At 52.4% G+C, this 18487-nt stretch carries 14 protein-coding genes; 6 read left to right on the top strand and 8 right to left on the bottom strand.

Annotated elements, in window-relative coordinates; genetic code table 11:
- Positions 1 to 100 precede the first annotated feature (100 nt).
- Both CSR02_RS05005 and fdxA read left to right on the top strand, forming a co-directional pair.
- The gene (locus tag CSR02_RS05005) at positions 101 to 2689 is read left to right on the top strand and encodes a helicase-related protein (RefSeq protein ID WP_099540791.1); all 2589 of its coding nucleotides are present in this window, start codon (positions 101 to 103) and stop codon (positions 2687 to 2689) included.
- A gap of 168 nt (positions 2690 to 2857) precedes the next feature.
- On the top strand, positions 2858 to 3190 hold the full coding sequence (fdxA, locus tag CSR02_RS05010) for a ferredoxin FdxA (protein ID WP_012812302.1): 333 nt from the start codon (positions 2858 to 2860) through the stop codon (positions 3188 to 3190).
- A 246-nt stretch (positions 3191 to 3436) separates the two neighbouring features.
- Here the strand turns inward: fdxA and cyoD are convergent, their stop codons facing one another.
- The 5 genes from cyoD to CSR02_RS05040 all read right to left on the bottom strand — a co-directional run bounded on the left by cyoD (position 3437) and on the right by CSR02_RS05040 (position 8689).
- Positions 3437 to 3769, bottom strand: coding sequence for a cytochrome o ubiquinol oxidase subunit IV (gene cyoD, locus CSR02_RS05015; protein WP_042786325.1), 333 nt, complete (start codon positions 3767 to 3769; stop codon positions 3437 to 3439).
- On the bottom strand, positions 3769 to 4374 hold the full coding sequence (gene cyoC, locus CSR02_RS05020; RefSeq protein WP_042786326.1) for a cytochrome o ubiquinol oxidase subunit III: 606 nt from the start codon (positions 4372 to 4374) through the stop codon (positions 3769 to 3771). Before cyoC ends, cyoD begins: the two co-directional genes overlap by 1 nt.
- 1 nt (position 4375) lies before the next feature.
- On the bottom strand, positions 4376 to 6367 hold the full coding sequence (gene cyoB, locus CSR02_RS05025; RefSeq protein WP_042786327.1) for a cytochrome o ubiquinol oxidase subunit I: 1992 nt from the start codon (positions 6365 to 6367) through the stop codon (positions 4376 to 4378).
- A gap of 5 nt (positions 6368 to 6372) precedes the next feature.
- On the bottom strand, positions 6373 to 7299 hold the full coding sequence (gene cyoA, locus CSR02_RS05030) for a ubiquinol oxidase subunit II (protein ID WP_042786328.1): 927 nt from the start codon (positions 7297 to 7299) through the stop codon (positions 6373 to 6375).
- A 613-nt stretch (positions 7300 to 7912) separates the two neighbouring features.
- Positions 7913 to 8689, bottom strand: coding sequence for a Bax inhibitor-1/YccA family protein (locus CSR02_RS05040; RefSeq protein ID WP_042786329.1), 777 nt, complete (start codon positions 8687 to 8689; stop codon positions 7913 to 7915).
- Positions 8690 to 8877: 188 nt separating this feature from the next.
- Between CSR02_RS05040 and CSR02_RS05045 the strand changes: the two genes are divergently transcribed.
- From CSR02_RS05045 to CSR02_RS05060, 4 genes are all read left to right on the top strand, one after another.
- Complete coding sequence (locus tag CSR02_RS05045; protein ID WP_099540793.1) at positions 8878 to 9432, top strand: hypothetical protein; 555 nt, start codon at positions 8878 to 8880, stop codon at positions 9430 to 9432.
- 217 nt (positions 9433 to 9649) lie between these two features.
- A complete protein-coding gene (locus CSR02_RS05050) occupies positions 9650 to 11878 on the top strand; it encodes a PQQ-dependent dehydrogenase, methanol/ethanol family (RefSeq protein WP_099540794.1) in 2229 nt (742 codons plus the stop codon).
- Between the two features lie 52 nt (positions 11879 to 11930).
- Positions 11931 to 13349, top strand: a complete 1419-nt coding sequence (locus CSR02_RS05055) for a cytochrome c (RefSeq protein WP_042786332.1) — start codon at positions 11931 to 11933, stop codon at positions 13347 to 13349.
- A 128-nt stretch (positions 13350 to 13477) separates the two neighbouring features.
- The gene (locus CSR02_RS05060; protein ID WP_099540795.1) at positions 13478 to 14119 is read left to right on the top strand and encodes a uracil-DNA glycosylase family protein; all 642 of its coding nucleotides are present in this window, start codon (positions 13478 to 13480) and stop codon (positions 14117 to 14119) included.
- Positions 14120 to 14125: 6 nt separating this feature from the next.
- Here the strand turns inward: CSR02_RS05060 and CSR02_RS05065 are convergent, their stop codons facing one another.
- The 3 genes from CSR02_RS05065 to CSR02_RS05075 all read right to left on the bottom strand — a co-directional run bounded on the left by CSR02_RS05065 (position 14126) and on the right by CSR02_RS05075 (position 18385).
- A complete protein-coding gene (locus CSR02_RS05065; protein ID WP_099540796.1) occupies positions 14126 to 15442 on the bottom strand; it encodes a glycerate kinase type-2 family protein in 1317 nt (438 codons plus the stop codon).
- A 31-nt stretch (positions 15443 to 15473) separates the two neighbouring features.
- Positions 15474 to 17708, bottom strand: coding sequence for an FUSC family protein (locus CSR02_RS05070; RefSeq protein ID WP_099540797.1), 2235 nt, complete (start codon positions 17706 to 17708; stop codon positions 15474 to 15476).
- A 143-nt stretch (positions 17709 to 17851) separates the two neighbouring features.
- Positions 17852 to 18385: an adenine phosphoribosyltransferase gene (locus CSR02_RS05075; RefSeq protein ID WP_099540808.1), complete on the bottom strand. Its 534-nt coding sequence runs from the start codon at positions 18383 to 18385 to the stop codon at positions 17852 to 17854.
- Between the last annotated feature and the right edge of the window lie 102 nt (positions 18386 to 18487).

Raw genomic sequence — 18487 nt, forward strand, 5'->3', positions numbered from 1 at the left:
CTCTGCTTTCAGGCTGTGTGCCTGCCAGCTTGTTTTCTTTAATGTGGATAATGGCATCTGATGGCTTGCTTTTCCACACGCGCCAGCAGACGATGTTTGCATGATGGTTTCTTCCCGCCGTATGGCTGCTGCCGCTCATCACGCATCTACGCAGGACGATGCACCCGTGCGGGCCATTTTGGGCCCCACCAACACCGGAAAAACGCATCTGGCGCTAGAACGCATGCTGGCCCATTCATCCGGTATTATCGGTTTTCCTCTCCGGCTGCTGGCGCGTGAAAATTACGAGCGCATGGTCAAGCTCAAAGGCGTGCGCTCCGTGGGGCTGATTACGGGTGAGGAAAAAATTATTCCTCCACAGGCACGCTGGTTTTCCTGCACGGTGGAAGCCATGCCATCTGACCGAAAGGTGGAATTTGTAGCCGTAGATGAAATTCAGCTTTGTGCAGACCCGGAACGCGGCCATGTTTTTACAGATCGGCTTTTAAACGCACGTGGACGTTCTGAAACATTGTTTCTTGGGGCAGAAACCATTGCTCCCCTGCTCAAGACCCTGATCCGTGACATAGAAATAGACACACGTCCGCGCCTTTCCAGCCTGACATATACAGGCCACATGCGTCTTTCACGCTTGCCCGCGCGCACGGCCATTGTGGCTTTTTCCATGGCCGAAGTTTACGCCATTGCAGAACTTATCCGCCGCAAACGTGGCGGGTGTGCTGTTGTTATGGGCCAGCTCTCCCCCCGCACCCGCAACGCACAGGTTGCCCTCTACCAAAACCGGGAAGTGGATTATCTGGTGGCCACCGATGCCATTGGCATGGGGCTGAATATGGATATACGGCATATTGCCTTTGCCAATATCACCAAGTTTGATGGGCACAGAAACCGGCTACTTACCCCTGCTGAAGCCGCACAGATTGCTGGCCGCGCCGGCCGTGGCACACAAGATGGTACTTTTGGCACAACGGGGGAATGTCCTCCTTTTCCCGAAGGGATGGTAGAAGCCATTGAAACCCATCACTTTGAGCCGCTGCCATTTTTATGGTGGCGTAACAGCAAGCTCAATTTTGCTTCCCCTAAAGCGCTCTATGCCAGCTTATGTCAGAAACCCCCTGAACGGTGCCTGAAATCTGCGGCCCCTGCCTCTGACTTACTGGCGCTGTCTGCGCTGATGCAAAATGCCACAGTGCAGAAACTGGCCCACACGCCTGCCCGCACCCAGTTGTTGTGGGAGGTGTGCCAGATTCCTGATTTTCGTAAACTGGGGGAAGACAGCCACATTCGGCTATGTGAGCAAATTTTCACCCTGCTTGCCCAAAAGGGGCATCTCCCTTCTGCCTGGATGAAGTCTCGCCTTGCCAATCTGGAACAACTGGAAGGCGATATTGATGTTCTTATGCAGCGCCTTATGGGCATCCGCACATGGTCATACGTTTCTGCCAGAGCAGATTGGGTGGAAAACGCCGCGCACTGGCGTAACCACACCTTAAGGCTGGAAGATGCTCTTTCTGACGTGCTGCATGAACGCCTGACCACACGCTTTGTAGATAAACGCGCCGCAAGCCTAGCAAGACGTCTGGAAGAGGCTGACACTACTCCCTTACTTTCTGCCATTACCCGCACAGGTGAGGTCAGCGTGGAAGGGCACGCTGTGGGCCATATGCGCGGCTTCAGTTTTATTCCAGACCCTGATGCCGCGCAGTCTGACCAAAAACTTATTCTCAAGGCGGCGCGTAGGGCTGCTCGTAATCAGATTCCCTATCGGGTTTCCCAGTTCCTTCAGACCCAAGACACGGAAATAATGCTGAACCTGCAAAATGGTGCCCTCACTTGGCAGAGCGATACCATTGCGCAGCTGCGGGCAGGAGCAGATGTGCTGCACCCCGTTATTGATGTGTTTGATGCGGAGTTTCTGGAACCGGGACAGAAAGAAAAAATCTGGCAGCGGCTGATGACCTTTATAGAGGTTTATATCCACAAGGAACTTGCACCATTATTTCGCGCAGAAAAAGCCGTTGCAGATCAACCCTTGCTGCGTGGCCTAGTGCATATACTGGTAGAAAATGGAGGAGTGGCAAAGGTGCCACATTTTTCCGCACTTCCCGCCTCTGCCCGACATGCACTGAAGCGCCTTCATATTTTCCAGCAGAAGAATATCTTGTTCTGCGATAAAATTATGCGCCCTACTGCCATGGCCTTACGCGCGCTTTTAATCAGCGTGTATTCTGGCATCACTTTGCCAGAGTTGCCGCGTGCCGGTGCCGTATCTGCACCCCTGCCTGCTTTGCTGACAGAGGGCCAGAAATCTCTGCTCATGCAGTTAGGATGGATCATAGCAGAAGATACGCTAATCCGACTCGATATTGCCGCCACACTTTACGCAGACTCTGTTTCTCTGATTTCACGCGGCTCCAGACAGATTCCCGTTTTCTTTGCCTCTCGGTTGGGTGTGAAAAAAAACGCCCTGCCTGGCATTTTACGCGGCCTTGGTCTGCACGTTCAAAAACCTCAGATTTTGCCGGATACGCATGCCGGACCACCTGCACCTTTTCTGATTATCCCTCGGAAAACTGTAAAAAATCGGACACACTCAAAAAAACGTACAGGTAAGGCGCAACCAGAAAAACATAACCACAACAGCCCATTTGCCGTGCTGGCAACACTCCGGCAGCGCCTGCAACCCTAGCCCTTCCATAAAAAGAAAGCAGATCTCATTATGTAGGCGGGTTGCCATTAGGCCAAAAGCGCCTCATATCTGCGCCATCCTTGGTGGCAGACTTATATAAAAGTACTGCCATCTGACCCCACGCGGTGAGAGCCCCTCCTCCACCGCCAGATATTTTCGGAGATGGCAATGACCTACGTGGTCACTGAAAACTGCATCCGCTGCAAATTCATGGACTGTGTGGAAGTCTGCCCCGTTGACTGCTTCTACGCTGGTGAAAACTTCCTGGTTATCAACCCTGACGAATGCATTGACTGCGGCGTGTGTGAGCCCGAATGCCCCGCCGAAGCCATTTTCCCTGATAGCGACGACCGTGCAGCAGCGTGGGCAGAAATCAACGCAAAATATGCAACCCAGTGGCCAAACATTACCCGTAAGGGAACGCCACCGGCAGATGCAGAAGAATGGAAAGACAAGCCCAACAAAACAGAGCTTCTTTCTCCCAATCCGCAGAAAGACTAAGCACCTTATTTATAGGGTTTGTAAAAATGGTGTCAGCGTTAGGCTGGCACCATTTTTTTGTGCCAGATCGCTTAGCTTTCTTATCCAATCTATCAAACAGATTTTTCGATAAGCGAGCGCCCGCTATTCCCTTGGAGCATTTATAACCCTGCCCACAAAAAAGCCCCCGAAGCCATAACAGCTTCGGGGGCTTTTTTCGGCCAACCTTTCACCGCCACTTAAGGCAGCGGTGAAAGCCAAACCATATTAGCGGGACATCATGTGCATTGCGGTGTTGTTCATGATGAACACGGTACCAACAATCAGGATGGCCACAAACGCAACGGTGAAAACAAAGCACATATTGTTCCAGCGCTGTTCGGAGCTACCGCCCATGTGCAGGAAGTAGTGCAGATGCACCAGAACCTGAACCAGAGCGAGAGCTGAAATAGCAGCCAGAGTGCCTGCTGGAGAAAGGCTGTGGGTCATCACCACGCCAAACGACAGCACCGTCAGGACAACGGCAAGAACAAACCCGATAATGTAAGAAGATACGCTACCGTGGCTCTCGCCTGAGGAGGATGTATGCGGATTGCTCATCAGATCATGCTCGCCAGATAGACATAGGTGAAAACGCAGATCCAGACGATATCCAGAAAGTGCCAGAACAGGCTCAGGCAGGTGAGCTTATTCATCATACGTTCCGGGATTTCAGTCGTACCCATCAGCTGAACGATCAGGGTAACAATCCAGATCAGACCACACGTGACATGCAGACCGTGAGTAGACACCAGCGTAAAGAACGCAGACAGGAATGCACTGCGATCCGGACCGGCGCCTTCTGCGATCATGTGCGCAAATTCACGCAGTTCCAGCCCCACAAAGCCAAGGCCCAGCAGGAAGGTAAGGCCAAGCCAAAGGATAACCTTGGAAACCTGGCTTTTATGGGCGGCAATCATGCCAAACCCATAAGTGATGGACGAAACCAGCAGGAGGGCTGTTTCCAGCCCAAGCCCACCGAATTCGAACAGTTCGTGGCCCGTTGGACCACCGTTGAACTGGTTATGGAGAACTGCAAACGCGGCAAAAAGCGTGCCGAAGATAATGCAGTCCGTCATCAGATAGACCCAGAACCCGAACACCACCGGAGATTCGTGGTGATGTTCGTCATGGCCTGCGGTCTGAACAGTTGTGTTCTGTGCCATTTTATTCAGCTGCCTGTGCCATCAGTTTACGGGTGTGCTCGTTTTCAATCCGGGCAACCTCTTCGGCAGGGATATAGTAATCAATATCCTTATCGGCGCTGCGAGCGATTACCGTACCGATAACGCCAACAAGACCAACAGCAGCCAACCACCAGATGTACCAAACCGCAGCAAAACCGAAGATCAGAGCGAACACTGCACAAGCCAGACCCAAAGAGGTGTTCTTGGGCATGTGGATTGCTTCGTACTGAGCACCAGCCTGACGGGTATCAATACCATTTTCCTTATCATGCATGAACGTATCAAGTTCGTGCACGTGAGGAACGATAGCGAAGTTGTAAACCGGCGGCGGAGAAGAAGTGGACCATTCCAGCGTACGGCCATTCCATGGATCACCGGTCACGTCGCGGTTCTGCGGCAGGTTGCGGTCACGGATGGAAACATACAGCTGAGTAAGCTGGCAAGCGATACCAAGCATAACCAGAACTGCACCAACTTCAGCAACCAGCAGCCACGGGTGCCAAGCTGGATTGTCGTAGTGGTTCAGACGACGGGTCATGCCTTCGAAACCGACGATGTAGAGTGGTACGAATGCGCAATAGAAGCCAACAAACCAGAACCAGAAAGCGCGCTTGCCCCAGGTTTCATCCAGCTTGAAGCCCATCACCTTCGGGAACCAGAAGTTCATGCCACAGATGTAACCGAAATACACACCACCGATAATGGTATTATGGAAGTGGGCAATCAGGAACAGGGAGTTATGCAGAACAAAGTCAGCACCCGGGATAGCCAGCATAACGCCAGTCATACCACCGATGGTGAAGGTGATCATGAAGCCAACAGCCCAGTACATGCAAGCATGGAACTGAATGCGACCCTTATACATGGTGAACAGCCAGTTAAACAGCTTAACACCAGTAGGAATGGAGATGATCATGGTCGCGATACCAAAGAAGGCATTCACGTCCGGACCAGCGCCCATTGTGAAGAAGTGGTGAACCCACACAAGGAAGGACAGAACCATGATGGAGCAGGTTGCGTAAACCATGGTGCTGTAACCAAACAGCGGCTTGCCGGAAAATGCAGGAACAACTTCCGAAAACACACCGAAGGCAGGAATAACGAGAATGTAAACTTCCGGATGACCCCAAGCCCAGATCAGGTTCAGGTACATCATCTGGTTGCCGCCACCATCATTGGTGAAGAAGTGCATCCCGAAGTAACGATCCATACCCAGCAGACCAACAGCAACTGTCAGAACAGGGAAGGCCACCATGATCAGGATGGAAGCACAGAAAGCTGTCCAGGTGAAAACTGGCATTTTCATCCAGGTCATGCCCGGAGCGCGCATTTTCACGATGGTCACAAAGAAGTTCACACCGGTCAGCAGCGTGCCAACACCAGAAATCTGAACGGCCCAGATATAGTAATCTACGCCAACGCCAGGGCTGAACTGATTTTCGGACAGAGGCGGATATGCCAACCAGCCGCACTGCGAAAATTCACCAATGAACAGAGAAACGTTCACCAGAATAAACGCAACAGCCGTCATCCAGAAGCTCAGGTTGTTCAGGAACGGGAAGGCAACGTCACGCGCACCAATCTGCAGAGGCACGATGAAGTTGAACAGACCGGTCATGAACGCCATGGCCAGGAAGAAGATCATGATCGTTCCGTGAGCGGAGAAGATCTGATCGTAATGGTGTGGTGGTAGATAGCCTGGGTTACCTGCATACGCCAACGCAAGCTGGGTACGCATCATGATAGCGTCAGCAAAACCACGGAAAAGAGCGACCAGTGCCAAGATGATGTACATCACGGCTAGACGCTTGTGATCGACAGAAGTGAACCACTCTTTCCAGAGGTAGCCCCACTTACCGTAATACGTAATAAGTCCCAGTACCGCGACACCGACAATGACAACGCCGATGAACGTCCCTACCAGGATCGGCACATCCAAGGGGATGGCCGAGAGCGATAGTCTCCCTAGCATAGATCCTATTCCTTCATATTCATGTCGGACATCGCAGACTGCTGCACCTGGATCATCTTGCCAGTGCTTTTGTCCATGACCATGCCGTTGTTGTACTTGGCAACGATCGTGTTGAACATGCCGGGTTCAACATGCGCGAAATATTCGACGGGGTTCGCTTCGCTTGGGGCAGCAAGTTTCGGATAGGTCTGGCTATCCAGCTGCTCGGAAGAAGACTTCACCTTTTCAACCCAGGCATTGAATTCATCGCCGCTCACAGCAAGCGTATGGAATTTCATGTCAGAAAAACCACGGCCACTGTAGTTGGCAGACTCACCCAGATAGTCGCCCGGTTCGCTTGCCAGCAGATGAAGCTGGGTCTGCATGCCTGCCATGGCGTAAATCATGGAACCAAGACGCGGGATGAAGAAGGAATTCATCACGGAATCAGAGGTGATGTTAAAGTCAATCGGGGTGTTGACCGGAATGGCCAGCTGATTGACCGTTGCAATACCCTGTTCCGGGTAGATGAACAGCCATTTCCAGTCCAGAGCCACCACTTCAACGTGCAGAGGCTTGGTATTTGCTTCTGCTTCAAGTGGCTTATACGGGTCCAGAGAATGACAGGTCTGATAGGTAATCACTGCCAGGAAGAGGATAATCAGGGAAGGCACGCCCCAGATAGTCACTTCAATTTTGTTGGAGTGGCACCACTTCGGCAGATACTCGGCGCTCGTGTTAGACTGGCGATACTGCCAGGCAAACAGAAGCGTCAGCAGGATGGTCGGAATCACAACAATCAGCATTGCGACTGTGGAGGTGGCAATTAGGGTTTTAACCCCCTCACCAACCGGGCCTTTCGGGTCGAGAACATCAAGTTCACACCCGGCAAGCAGCAATGCTGACGATAGGCCGCCCAATCGCGCCACTCTCGCCAGTAACTTGTTTTTCATCGCACGCCTCTTGGTTCTGACATCAAATTAGCCTCACTAAGACTCTTTGTTCTGCTGCCATAGAAGCCTGACAACAGCAAGAAAAAACCGCGTTTCAACATTTCCCACCCGCCATAGACACATGACACAGCGCCATTATCCTTTAAAAACATAAGGAACACGGCACATCATGCTGATGACAGAATGAATGAAGTGCGAAAACACCTTGTAGACACTTTATTCCTAAAGCGCAGATTCTCAAATGTCGGAAAAGTTCCATCTGCCTTTCGTCATAATCAGGTTAGCTGATATGGCGTGCTGGCATGGGTTGTCTGCCTATGCAAAAACAGGGATCATCATATTCACGAAATATTTCTATATATTTCAAAATCTTCTCAAAAAAGACAAAATCGCTTTCCATTTCATGATGTTACGCGACAAAAATTTATCTCACATTTCCGTTACATAATCTTGAATAAATATAACGTCCTATTTTGGTACGCATTCCATGCAAACATAGGGCTATTCATTTCAGGCATACCTTCCCATACAAAAAAACCCAGCCCCTTTGGGAGGCTGGGTTTTTTTCTGAAACATGGATTGAGCCTATGCCGCTTACCGACTCCTCCATGGATCAATCGTTGGAATTTCTCACACCCATGAACTGCAACAGAAACTGAAAGAGGTTGATGAAGTTCAGGTAGAGGCTCAGCGCATCATACACGCTGCGCTTGGCTGTCATTTCCGGGCCTTCATAGGCCGCAAGCTGCGGATAGGTTACCCGAATACGCTGTGCATCAAATGCACTGAAAGCTGTAAAGATAAAGACACCCACAATGCTGTACACATAGTACAAAGCCGGGCTCTTCAGAAACAGGTTAACCAGTCCGGCAATCAGCAGCCCAAACAGTCCCATCATCAGAAACGAGCTGAAGCGCAACAGATTGGCTTTGGTTACGTATCCCCACAAAGACGTTGCGGCGAACATACAGGCCGTGACCAGAAACACCCTTACAATGGATGTATCCGTGTAAATAACAAAAATATTGGCCATACTGGCGCCCATAGCCGCACAAAACGCCCAAAACAGCGCCTGCGCACCCTGTAGGGAAAGCCTGTTCAGGCCAAAGGACATCACCAACACAAATGCCAATGGCGAAAGCATGGCCACATCACCCAACAATGTTGGGCGTGGCACCAAACCACCAGGCACCTGCACCACCTGAAAAAACAGATGGCTTAAACTTGTGTTGGCAATAACATATGCCACTATACCGGTAAGCAGCAGACCAGATGCCATCCAGTTATAAACACGTAGCATATAAGCCCGCAGCCCAGCATCCAGATTGGCTGCCTGAGCATTCCAATCTGAGGGTGCAGCGGGGGATCGGTAGTCGTGACTAAACGACATGGTGTTTAACTCTCCTTGTCCGGGCAGGCCGGCTTTGCTTAATACTTGTGGCTGCCCTGCCCTGTCGTCAAGGGTTGCAAAGAATCAGGTCAAAAACCGGGCGCTTTATTCCTGCCTGATTTTTATCCTTCAATATAAACGTTTCTCCCCACAAATCGGCCATCACAAGCTAGGGAATAATTGCCAGTATGTTTTTGATTGCCGGAATCCGCCTTCCCGCTCCCATGCTGGAGTTTTTCCAGAATATTCAGACTTTCTTTCCGAACAGGGAATGGGAGCCCGAACCTTTCCTGTTTCTTCCCCTCGTCGTGATCGGAGAGGTCTCTGATCCAGACATCATGGAAGAACTCGATGCGGGGCTACTTTCTATCCAAACATCAACCCCGGCCACACTCATTCACTCCGGGTTGGACGTTGCGCAACAAGGCGAGCGAATCATTCTCACGGCCAAGATTCTGTCTGCTGTATGTGATCACCTTTCCGTGAAAATCAGACACCAAGCTCAGCGGGCTGGTGTGAAGGTAAAGCGCATCTGCCACCCACTCAGCGTACCCCTGGCCACGATCTCAACCGTTCCACCAGAAGAGGTCCACAATTGGTTGCGCATCCACCACAGCCTGCGTGCGCAAGAAGAAGAGGTTTATGAATTCACCCTGTTCAGTTCTTGGAAAAATCGTGAAACGACAGATATGGAACTTCTGACTGATTATGCGTTTATACCAAGTTGCATAATGCCATCCTGATTGTTATAACAAACATATAGCACCCTTATCCTATCTTAATTGTGAGCATAAATTCAGGCTCTACACGCCTGTAAGCACGGGAAATTATCTCACGAAATGGAAGCTGCTATTCCTTCCTCGTGATTGACAGACAGCGTTCCCCTTGGCTGTTGTGTGAGAAACCGGCCTGCCGGCTATCTTTTTCCTCACCGTATATAATAGTCGAGGACATGAACGCATGACCCGCCCCGCCTCCGCCAAGAGACGTTCACTGCTAGGAATTCTCGCGGCCGGAACAATCTGTGCCGCTGCTTTACCTTACGCGGCAGTCCCTGCCCGCGCCGACGGTCAGGGTAATACAGGGGAAGCGATCATCCATGCTGATGATCACCCCGAAAACTGGCTTTCTTATGGTCGCACCTATAGCGAACAGCGCTATAGCCCGCTTGATCAGATCAACCGCTCCAACGTTGGTGATCTCAAGCTGGCTTGGTACTACACGCTGGATACCAACCGCGGCCAAGAAGCAACCCCGCTGGTGGTAGATGGCATTATGTATGCCACAACCAACTGGTCCAAGATGGAAGCGCTGGACGCTGCCACAGGCAAGCTGCTTTGGCAGTATGATCCCAAAGTGCCCGGCAACATCGCCGACAAAGGTTGCTGTGATACGGTTAACCGCGGCGCGGGCTACTGGAACGGCAAGGTTTACTGGGGCACGTTTGATGGCCGCCTGGTTGCCGCCGATGCCAAAACCGGCAAAAAGGTTTGGGAAGTTAACACCATCCCGGCCGATGCTTCTCTGGGCAAGCAGCGTTCCTACACAGTGGACGGCGCGGTACGCGTGGCCAAAGGTCTGGTGCTGATTGGTAACGGTGGTGCCGAATTTGGCGCCCGCGGCTTTGTATCCGCCTTTGATGCCGAAACCGGCAAGCTGAAGTGGCGCTTCTACACCGTTCCGAACAACAAGAACGAACCTGACCATGCTGCATCAGATAATATTCTGATGAGCAAAGCCTACAAAACCTGGGGCCCCAAAGGCGCTTGGGTACGTCAGGGTGGCGGTGGCACCGTATGGGACTCTCTGGTGTATGACCCGGTGAGTGACCTGATCTATCTGGCCGTTGGTAACGGATCTCCCTGGAACTATAAATATCGTTCCGAAGGCATTGGTTCCAACCTGTTCCTGGGCAGCATTGTCGCACTGAAGCCTGAAACCGGTGAATATGTCTGGCACTTCCAGGCAACGCCGATGGATCAGTGGGACTACACCTCGGTTCAGCAGATCATGACGCTGGATATGCCCGTGAATGGTGAAATGCGCCACGTGATTGTGCATGCACCTAAAAACGGCTTCTTCTACGTTCTGGATGCCAAGACCGGTGAATTCCTGTCCGGCAAAAACTATGTTTACCAGAACTGGGCCAATGGTCTGGACCCGCTGACAGGTCGCCCGATCTACAATCCGGACGGGCTGTACACCCTGAACGGCAAGTTCTGGTACGGTATTCCGGGCCCGCTGGGTGCGCATAACTTTATGGCTATGGCCTATAGCCCCAAAACGCACCTGGTTTATCTGCCCGCACATCAGATTCCGTTTGGTTACAAAAACCAGGTTGGTGGCTTTAAGCCGCACCCGGATTCCTGGAACGTTGGTCTGGACATGACCAAAAACGGTCTGCCTGACACCCCCGAAGCCCGTACGGCTTACATCAAGGATCTGCATGGCTGGCTGCTGGCCTGGGATCCGGTCAAGATGGAAACGGTCTGGAAGATTGACCACAAAGGCCCGTGGAATGGTGGCGTTCTGGCTACCGGCGGTGATCTTCTGTTCCAGGGTCTGGCCAATGGTGAATTCCATGCCTATGACGCCACGAACGGGAGCGACCTTTACAAGTTTGACGCACAGAGCGGTATTATCGCTCCGCCTATGACCTATAGCGTCAACGGCAAGCAGTATGTTGCTGTTGAAGTGGGTTGGGGCGGCATCTACCCGATTTCCATGGGTGGTGTGGGCCGTACTTCCGGCTGGACAGTTAACCACTCCTATATCGCTGTGTTCTCTCTGGACGGCAAAGCCAAGCTGCCAGCCCTGAACAACCGCGGCTTCCTGCCTGTAAAACCACCTGCACAGTATGACCAGAAGGTCGTTGATAACGGATACTTCCAGTATCAGACCTACTGCCAGACCTGTCATGGTGATAACGGCGAAGGTGCAGGCATGTTGCCTGATCTGCGTTGGGCCGGTGCCATCCGCCACCAGGATGCCTTCTACAATGTGGTTGGACGCGGTGCGCTGACGGCTTACGGGATGGATCGCTTTGACACCAGCATGACGCCGGATGAAATTGAAGCAATCCGTCAGTATCTGATCAAACGGGCGAACGACACGTATCAGCGTGAAGTGGATGCTCGGAAGAATGACAAGGATATTCCCGAAAACCCGACACTTGGCATTAACCCCTAATGCCTCGGCAGAGTTACGACGTCATTCAGCACACAGGCGATAAGTGGTAAAAATGATGATGAACAGGCTAAAAACTGCCCTGGGGGCAGTCGCTGTCGGGCTTCTTGCGGGAACGTCCCTAGCGTATGCACAGAATGCTGATGAAGATCTGATCAAGAAGGGCGAGTACGTTGCACGCCTGGGGGATTGTGTGGCTTGCCACACAGCCCTGAACGGTCAGAAATATGCTGGTGGTCTTTCTATCAAGACTCCTATCGGCACAATTTACTCCACCAACATTACGCCAGACCCCACGTACGGGATTGGCACCTACACATTTAAAGAGTTTGATGAAGCCGTGCGCCATGGCGTGCGTAAGGATGGTGCAACGCTGTATCCAGCAATGCCTTACCCATCCTTCGCCCGCATGACGCAGGATGACATGAAGGCTCTGTATGCATACTTCATGCATGGTGTGCAGCCGATTGCCGAGAAAAATCACCCCACGGATATTTCTTGGCCAATGTCCATGCGCTGGCCGCTGTCCATCTGGCGTTCTGTATTTGCGCCAGCACCCAAGGACTTCACACCAGCTCCTGGCACAGATGCTGAAACAGCACGTGGTGAATACCTTATCACTGGCCCAGGCCATTGTGGGGCATGTCATACACCACGCGGCTTTGGTATGCAGGAAAAAGCTCTGGACGGCGCCGGTGGGCCAGACTTCCTTGCTGGCGGTGGCGTGATCGACAACTGGATTGCACCAAGCCTGCGCAACGATCCGGTTCTCGGCCTTGGCCGCTGGTCTGATGATGACCTGTTCCTGTTCCTGAAATCTGGTCGTACCGATCACTCCGCAGCCTTTGGTGGCATGGCAGACGTGGTTGGCTGGAGCACCCAGTACTTCACCGATGCTGACCTGCATGCCATGGTGAAATACCTTAAATCCCTGCCGCCGGTTCCGCCTGCACGCGGTGATTACAGCTACGATGCCTCTACGGCTCAGATGCTGGATTCCAACAACTTCTCCGGCAATGCTGGCGCCAAAACGTATGTGGAACAGTGCGCAATCTGCCATCGTAACGATGGTGGTGGTGTAGCCCGTATGTTCCCGCCGCTGGCAGGTAACCCGGTTGTTGTTTCTGACAACCCGACATCTGTTGCCCATATTGTTGTTGATGGTGGTGTTCTGCCGCCGACCAACTGGGCACCTTCTGCTGTGGCCATGCCGGATTACAAGAATATCCTGTCTGACCAGCAGATTGCAGATGTTGTAAACTTCATCCGTTCTGCATGGGGTAACCGTGCACCGGCAAATACAACAGCAGCAGATATCCAGAAACTCCGTCTGGATCATACGCCGCTGCCAACGCCGGGCTGGGCAAATGCAACGGAAGACTCCGCAACATGGGGCCTGTTCATGCCGCAGCCTTATGGCGCTGGCTGGTCCTTCGCACCGCAGACCCATGCTGGTGTGGATGAAGCCCAGTAAGGCTTCTGCCTAATCTAACTCCCCTTTTTGGGGTGGGTTAAAAAGCGCTGTAGTGGCAACACTACAGCGCTTTTTTTTATATTCGTTACATTGCGGCAAAGCAGATCATTCCCACATGTTTAAGCAGAATGATTCAGACCCAAACAAAACTGGACTTGTGTTCAACAAACTCTACACAGAATGGTAATGTTGAAACGCGACTGAACTGTCTGGTGCAAGAAATCCGGCAATGTGCGGCTTGTGCCCAGAAACTGCCATTAGGCCCGCGGCCTGTTCTGCATGTTTCTCCCAATGCGCGTTTGCTCATTGCTGGGCAGGCTCCGGGGACACGGGTTCATGAAACGGGTGTTTCTTTTAATGATGCATCGGGGGATCGCCTGCGTGGCTGGCTTGGAATGAGCCGAGATGTTTTTTACGATTCCAACCGTATCGCCATCTTGCCCATGGCGCTCTGTTATCCGGGAGTATTGCCAAAAGGTGGAGATCGGCCACCACCACCTGAATGCGCCAGTTTATGGCGAGAACGTATTCTAGCTTTGCTCCCCAATATCCAGCTTACACTTCTGGTGGGGGCCTATGCCCAGAATTATGTTTTGGGGAAAGGGAAGGTTTACGAGCGAACAGAGCATTTTCAAGATTTTCTGCCCCAGTATTTCCCTCTGCCGCATCCATCCTGGCGCACAGGTGCATGGGAGCGCAAAACCCCCATGTTTCAGGAAAAGATTATCCCTGCCCTCCGGCGGGAGGTAGCCCGTGCACTAACAGGTTAGAGAGAGCTAAAGCACCAGAAGCAAGCGCACATCATTTACGTTGGTAAGCGTGGGGCCTGTTTTGATAAGATCGCCCAGTTTTTCAAAAAAACTGTAGCTATCATGTCGGCCCAGAAAATCTTCGGCAGATACGCCGTTTTGTATGCCACGCGCTAAGGTATCAGGCGTAAATATGGCACCTGCGGCATCTTCCGTACCATCAATACCGTCTGTATCTCCCGCCAAACCCCAGATGCCTTTCTGACCATTTAAAACCAGAGCACAGGCAAGCAGAAACTCTGTATTGCGCCCGCCTTTCCCCGGCTTTTGGCCAGAACGTATGGTTACTGTTGTTTCTCCACCACTTAGCAAAACAGCTGGAGCTTGTACCGGCACCCCGTGCGCCTGAACAGAACGGGCAATACCGCTCATAACAACGCCCATAACGGAACTTTCGCCTTCCAACGCATCACCTAGAATCAGAGGCGTAATACCGGCTTTACGCGCCACATCCGCTGCAGCCTGTAATGCCATAAGGGGCGTTGCCATCATCTCAACCCGGTTCTTGGGGTTCACACTCTGTTGGGTAGGGTCTTTCGTAGGCTCCTGTTCCAGAGCATGGCTGATAGAGGCAGGCACATCCAAATTATATTTGCGCAAAATACGCAGGGCATCTTGATCTGTCGTTTTATCTGGAACAGTCGGGCCACTGGCAATAATTGCGGGGTCATCACCGGGCACATCACTAATAACAAGTGTAATAACCTGCGCAGGCGCTGCGGCCTCCGCCAGCTTACCGCCTTTAATAGCGGATAAATGCTTACGTACGGTGTTAATTTCCGCAATGGTTGCGCCAGAATGTAAAAGCTGGCGGCCAATATTCTGTTTTTCTTCCAGCATTATGCCTTTTATGGGCAATGCCAGCAGGGCAGAGCCTCCGCCAGATATCAGCGCAATAACCAGATCATCTGGCCCCAACCCTTTTACAGCCTGCAATATCTCTTGCGCAGCTTGCTCGCTGCGGGCGTCCGGCACAGGGTGAGATGCCTCCAGAATGGTAATATGGCGCGTGGGCACAGCATGATCATCACGTGTCACCACAATGCCTTGCATTGGCACATCAGGCCAAGCGGCTTCCAACGCTGCGGCCATGGCGGCAGAAGCCTTGCCCGCCCCCACAACAACACATCGGCCTTTAGGTTTTTCGGGTAAATGATCCGCCAATACCTTTATGGGGTTGGCCGCAGCCACTGCTGCATCAAACATATTCCGCAACAGGCTCCGCGCCCGTGCATTCTGTTTTGTTCTTATATCTGGCGGCGCCAATTCAACATTCTCCTCCATGCATTCTGTCTCATACCTTGGCCCATCTAGTTTAGGTAAAGGCTTTATCCAGATATGGAGAAGACGCATCAAAGAACGCGCGGTTCTCTGCCAGTTCTGTTTCTATCACACGCAAACTGGCCAAAGCCCGAAGCATTTCCTCACGAATCGAGAGGTTTGCTTCAGTTTCTTCACAGTTCAACAAATACTGTACAGCTATATGCGTGGCACGCGCTGTGCGACCGTACTGCCCACCGTACCGGCCTGTAAAATGCTGCATACGCTCCATCATCACTTCTACAGATTTCTGTGCATCTGGCGGCAAAATATGGCGTGCCAGAATGGTGCGTAAACGCAGCACGTTCAGTGCAATGGTCATGCTGGAAAGTACGCCGCTCAAATAGCGTTCCAGCACATAGGTATTGCCATCATCCGTTGCCATGGTGGAAAGACGCACAAATCCATCTACGCTACGCCCAATAATTTCTGTCATCGCAGGTGGTCTGCGCTGCCCCGCCAAACGGCGCAGACCACGCAGAATATTCACACGCATATCCCACCGCAGACCATCCGGGTCATATGGCAGGAACACCCGGTACATCCACATGCAGAACATCATGGCCAAAAGCAGCGGCATGGCGGTATTGAAATACATGATTTCATCCATCCGGCCCTGATTGATTGGCCCCACCAGAATGGGCAAAAACAGATTATAAGCCACTGCCGCAAGCACAAGCGGAGGCCACGCAAAAGCCAGACCACCCACCAACATGGGCACCGCCAGGCACATAGCCATCATTTCATAAATTGTGGGCTGCGCCATCACCCACAAATCCAGCAGTGCGCTCATGCCTATCACACACACTGTGCCATGCAGAAACGCCTGTGTGGCAAGAGCGGGTTGTTCCAAGGTAGAGAACAACGCACAGACAATGCCCACAAACATAATAAACGTCAGGCCATCAGGCCATGCGGTGGTAATCCATATCACGCCCGCCAAAAAGATGGTGACAGAGGCGCGCAGACTGTTGGTAAACGCCATCCGCCAGTCTCGGTAAGACTTCATGGGGTAGCGGAAATGGTCATGCGGCTGGGGGTTGCGGCTCATTTCAAACTGTTCAAGAGCCAGATACAGCTCTTCCAGCATGGTATCCAACTTATGCAGCAGCTGCCCCTGCCGGGTTAGCACTTCATCCTGCTGCTCATCCAGCGGAGGATGCGTGGCCGCTTCCATTTCCTTTTCCAGACACCCTGCGGCAAGCTGGCGGCATGTTGCGCGGAGCGTGGTCAAATCCCGCAGCACAGGCTCAACCGGTTGGTCATTATCCAGCCTGTCCGGTAGAGCCTGCAAAAAAGTGCTCACCTGGCGGGCTGTATCCTGATATTCCGCGCCTTGGCTGTGCGGCACCTCCAACAGTGCGCCCAAATCCAACCCGCGGGACAACAGCACCGTAATGGCTGCCAAAGCCGCTCTGGCGTGGTCCCCTTCATGCTGGTGTTTGCCCATTTCAATTTCGGCAAACTCCACCTGATCGCTCAAGGCAATAAGGGTGGAAAACACCCCCGGAGAATTGGCCACCGCCCGCCTATCACCCTGCAATAGGCGTAAAATGGCGGGCACCGCCCCTTTAAGAGCCTGCACAAAGTTGGCTGCCAACCGTGTTCTGGCCCGCAACCCCAACTGATACTGAAAAAGGGATGAAATTGTGGTTTCCACCACAATGCCAAGCGTAATGTAGGTGGCACGCGCCATGGCAATCTGAAAAATATGGTCGGGCGCAACAATGCCATCTAGCGCGATAATAACGTATGTAAAACCAGAGGCCCGCATACCGTGAATACGGTAATTGGTCATGGCCGCCGGGCCGGGCAGTAACGTGCCTATAAAGCAGAAGGTGCCAATACCTACCGCTACAAAAAAGATATACAGCAGTGGAGATTGCGGCATGCTGGCCACCAGCACGATGGCGCATATCGTGCCCACCACCATACCGAACATATGCCAACGCGCCTTGGCAATGGATTTACCGCGTGTGCCCTGCGCCACCATCCATACGGTAAGGGCGGCCCATTGTGGGCTCCCCAGCTCCCACCACAAGGCAATGCCAAGTGCGATCAGGGATGAAATGGTTGTACGAAGTGCATACCCAAAAGAAAGCAGATTGGGTGCAAACAGCCAGCGCAGATGATTGAGGTTGCGCGGCGGCCCACCGCCAACCAGCGCTTGCCGCACAATAACAGCAACCGACCGCCAAAGCTGACCCAGAGAAAGCGTCATGCTTTTCACGCGGCCAAATCTGGAATGCTAATGGGAAAACAACGTGCCATACATCTTCTCTTACCCCAACATGGCAGAAAAGCGTATTCACACCTCATATGTTCTGTTCAGCACCTAGCTATGCAAACAGAACATATGAATGTTGAAAGAGCTTATTCTTCGTACGTTAATAAAGTGGAAACAGGCGCATCCACTTTATTACGGCCACCCAAGCCTGTTAACTCTACCATAACAGAAGCGCCCACCACATTGGCCCCAGCCTTGCGCAGCAGCGCTACAGAAGCTGCCAGAGTGCCGCCGGTTGCCAGCAGATCATCCATAACCACCACGCGCTGGCCGGGCTGGATAGCATCTGCCTGAATTTCCAGCGTATCGCTTCCATATTCCAGATCATAGGTATGGGAAATGGTTTCACCTGGCAGCTTGCCACATTTACGCAGCATCAGCAGCCCACAGCCCAGCCTGTCAGCCAACGGGGCAGCCGTTAAAAACCCGCGGGATTCAACAGCAGCCAGCAAATCCGGCTTCAGTGGTGCCACCTGCCGTGCCAGCCGCCCCATGGCCAACTGCCATGCATCCGCATTCCGCATAAGGGTGGAAATATCGTAAAATAGAATGCCCGGTTTAGGAAAATCGGGAACGTGCCGGATAAAGCGCTTGAGGTCGATTTCCTCATGTGCCGTCATGGCCTTAATCATCCTTCCTGCGTGCCAGCCTTAGCTGGCCCTCTGTTACTTCTGCCTTGTATCCTGCCAAAAAAGAAGAACACGTTCGGGCAATCCGGCGCC

Origin of the sequence: Acetobacter pomorum (genome assembly GCF_002738225.1) — a bacterium.
Lineage (GTDB): Bacteria > Pseudomonadota > Alphaproteobacteria > Acetobacterales > Acetobacteraceae > Acetobacter > Acetobacter pomorum.

Bases quoted from the DNA above. Each gene is read 5' to 3' on its own strand.
- cyoC (WP_042786326.1), bottom strand. From the start codon at position 4,374: ATGGCACAGAACACAACTGTTCAGACCGCAGGCCATGACGAACATCAC.
- cyoA (WP_042786328.1), bottom strand. From the start codon at position 7,299: ATGAAAAACAAGTTACTGGCGAGAGTGGCGCGATTGGGCGGCCTATCG.
- CSR02_RS05065 (WP_099540796.1), bottom strand. From the start codon at position 15,442: ATGGAGGAGAATGTTGAATTGGCGCCGCCAGATATAAGAACAAAACAG.
- fdxA (WP_012812302.1), top strand. From the start codon at position 2,858: ATGACCTACGTGGTCACTGAAAACTGCATCCGCTGCAAATTCATGGAC.
- CSR02_RS05045 (WP_099540793.1), top strand. From the start codon at position 8,878: ATGTTTTTGATTGCCGGAATCCGCCTTCCCGCTCCCATGCTGGAGTTT.
- CSR02_RS05005 (WP_099540791.1), top strand. From the start codon at position 101: ATGATGGTTTCTTCCCGCCGTATGGCTGCTGCCGCTCATCACGCATCT.
- CSR02_RS05060 (WP_099540795.1), top strand. From the start codon at position 13,478: ATGATTCAGACCCAAACAAAACTGGACTTGTGTTCAACAAACTCTACA.
- cyoD (WP_042786325.1), bottom strand. From the start codon at position 3,769: ATGAGCAATCCGCATACATCCTCCTCAGGCGAGAGCCACGGTAGCGTA.
- CSR02_RS05055 (WP_042786332.1), top strand. From the start codon at position 11,931: ATGATGATGAACAGGCTAAAAACTGCCCTGGGGGCAGTCGCTGTCGGG.
- cyoB (WP_042786327.1), bottom strand. From the start codon at position 6,367: ATGCTAGGGAGACTATCGCTCTCGGCCATCCCCTTGGATGTGCCGATC.
- CSR02_RS05040 (WP_042786329.1), bottom strand. From the start codon at position 8,689: ATGTCGTTTAGTCACGACTACCGATCCCCCGCTGCACCCTCAGATTGG.
- CSR02_RS05075 (WP_099540808.1), bottom strand. From the start codon at position 18,385: ATGACGGCACATGAGGAAATCGACCTCAAGCGCTTTATCCGGCACGTT.
- CSR02_RS05050 (WP_099540794.1), top strand. From the start codon at position 9,650: ATGACCCGCCCCGCCTCCGCCAAGAGACGTTCACTGCTAGGAATTCTC.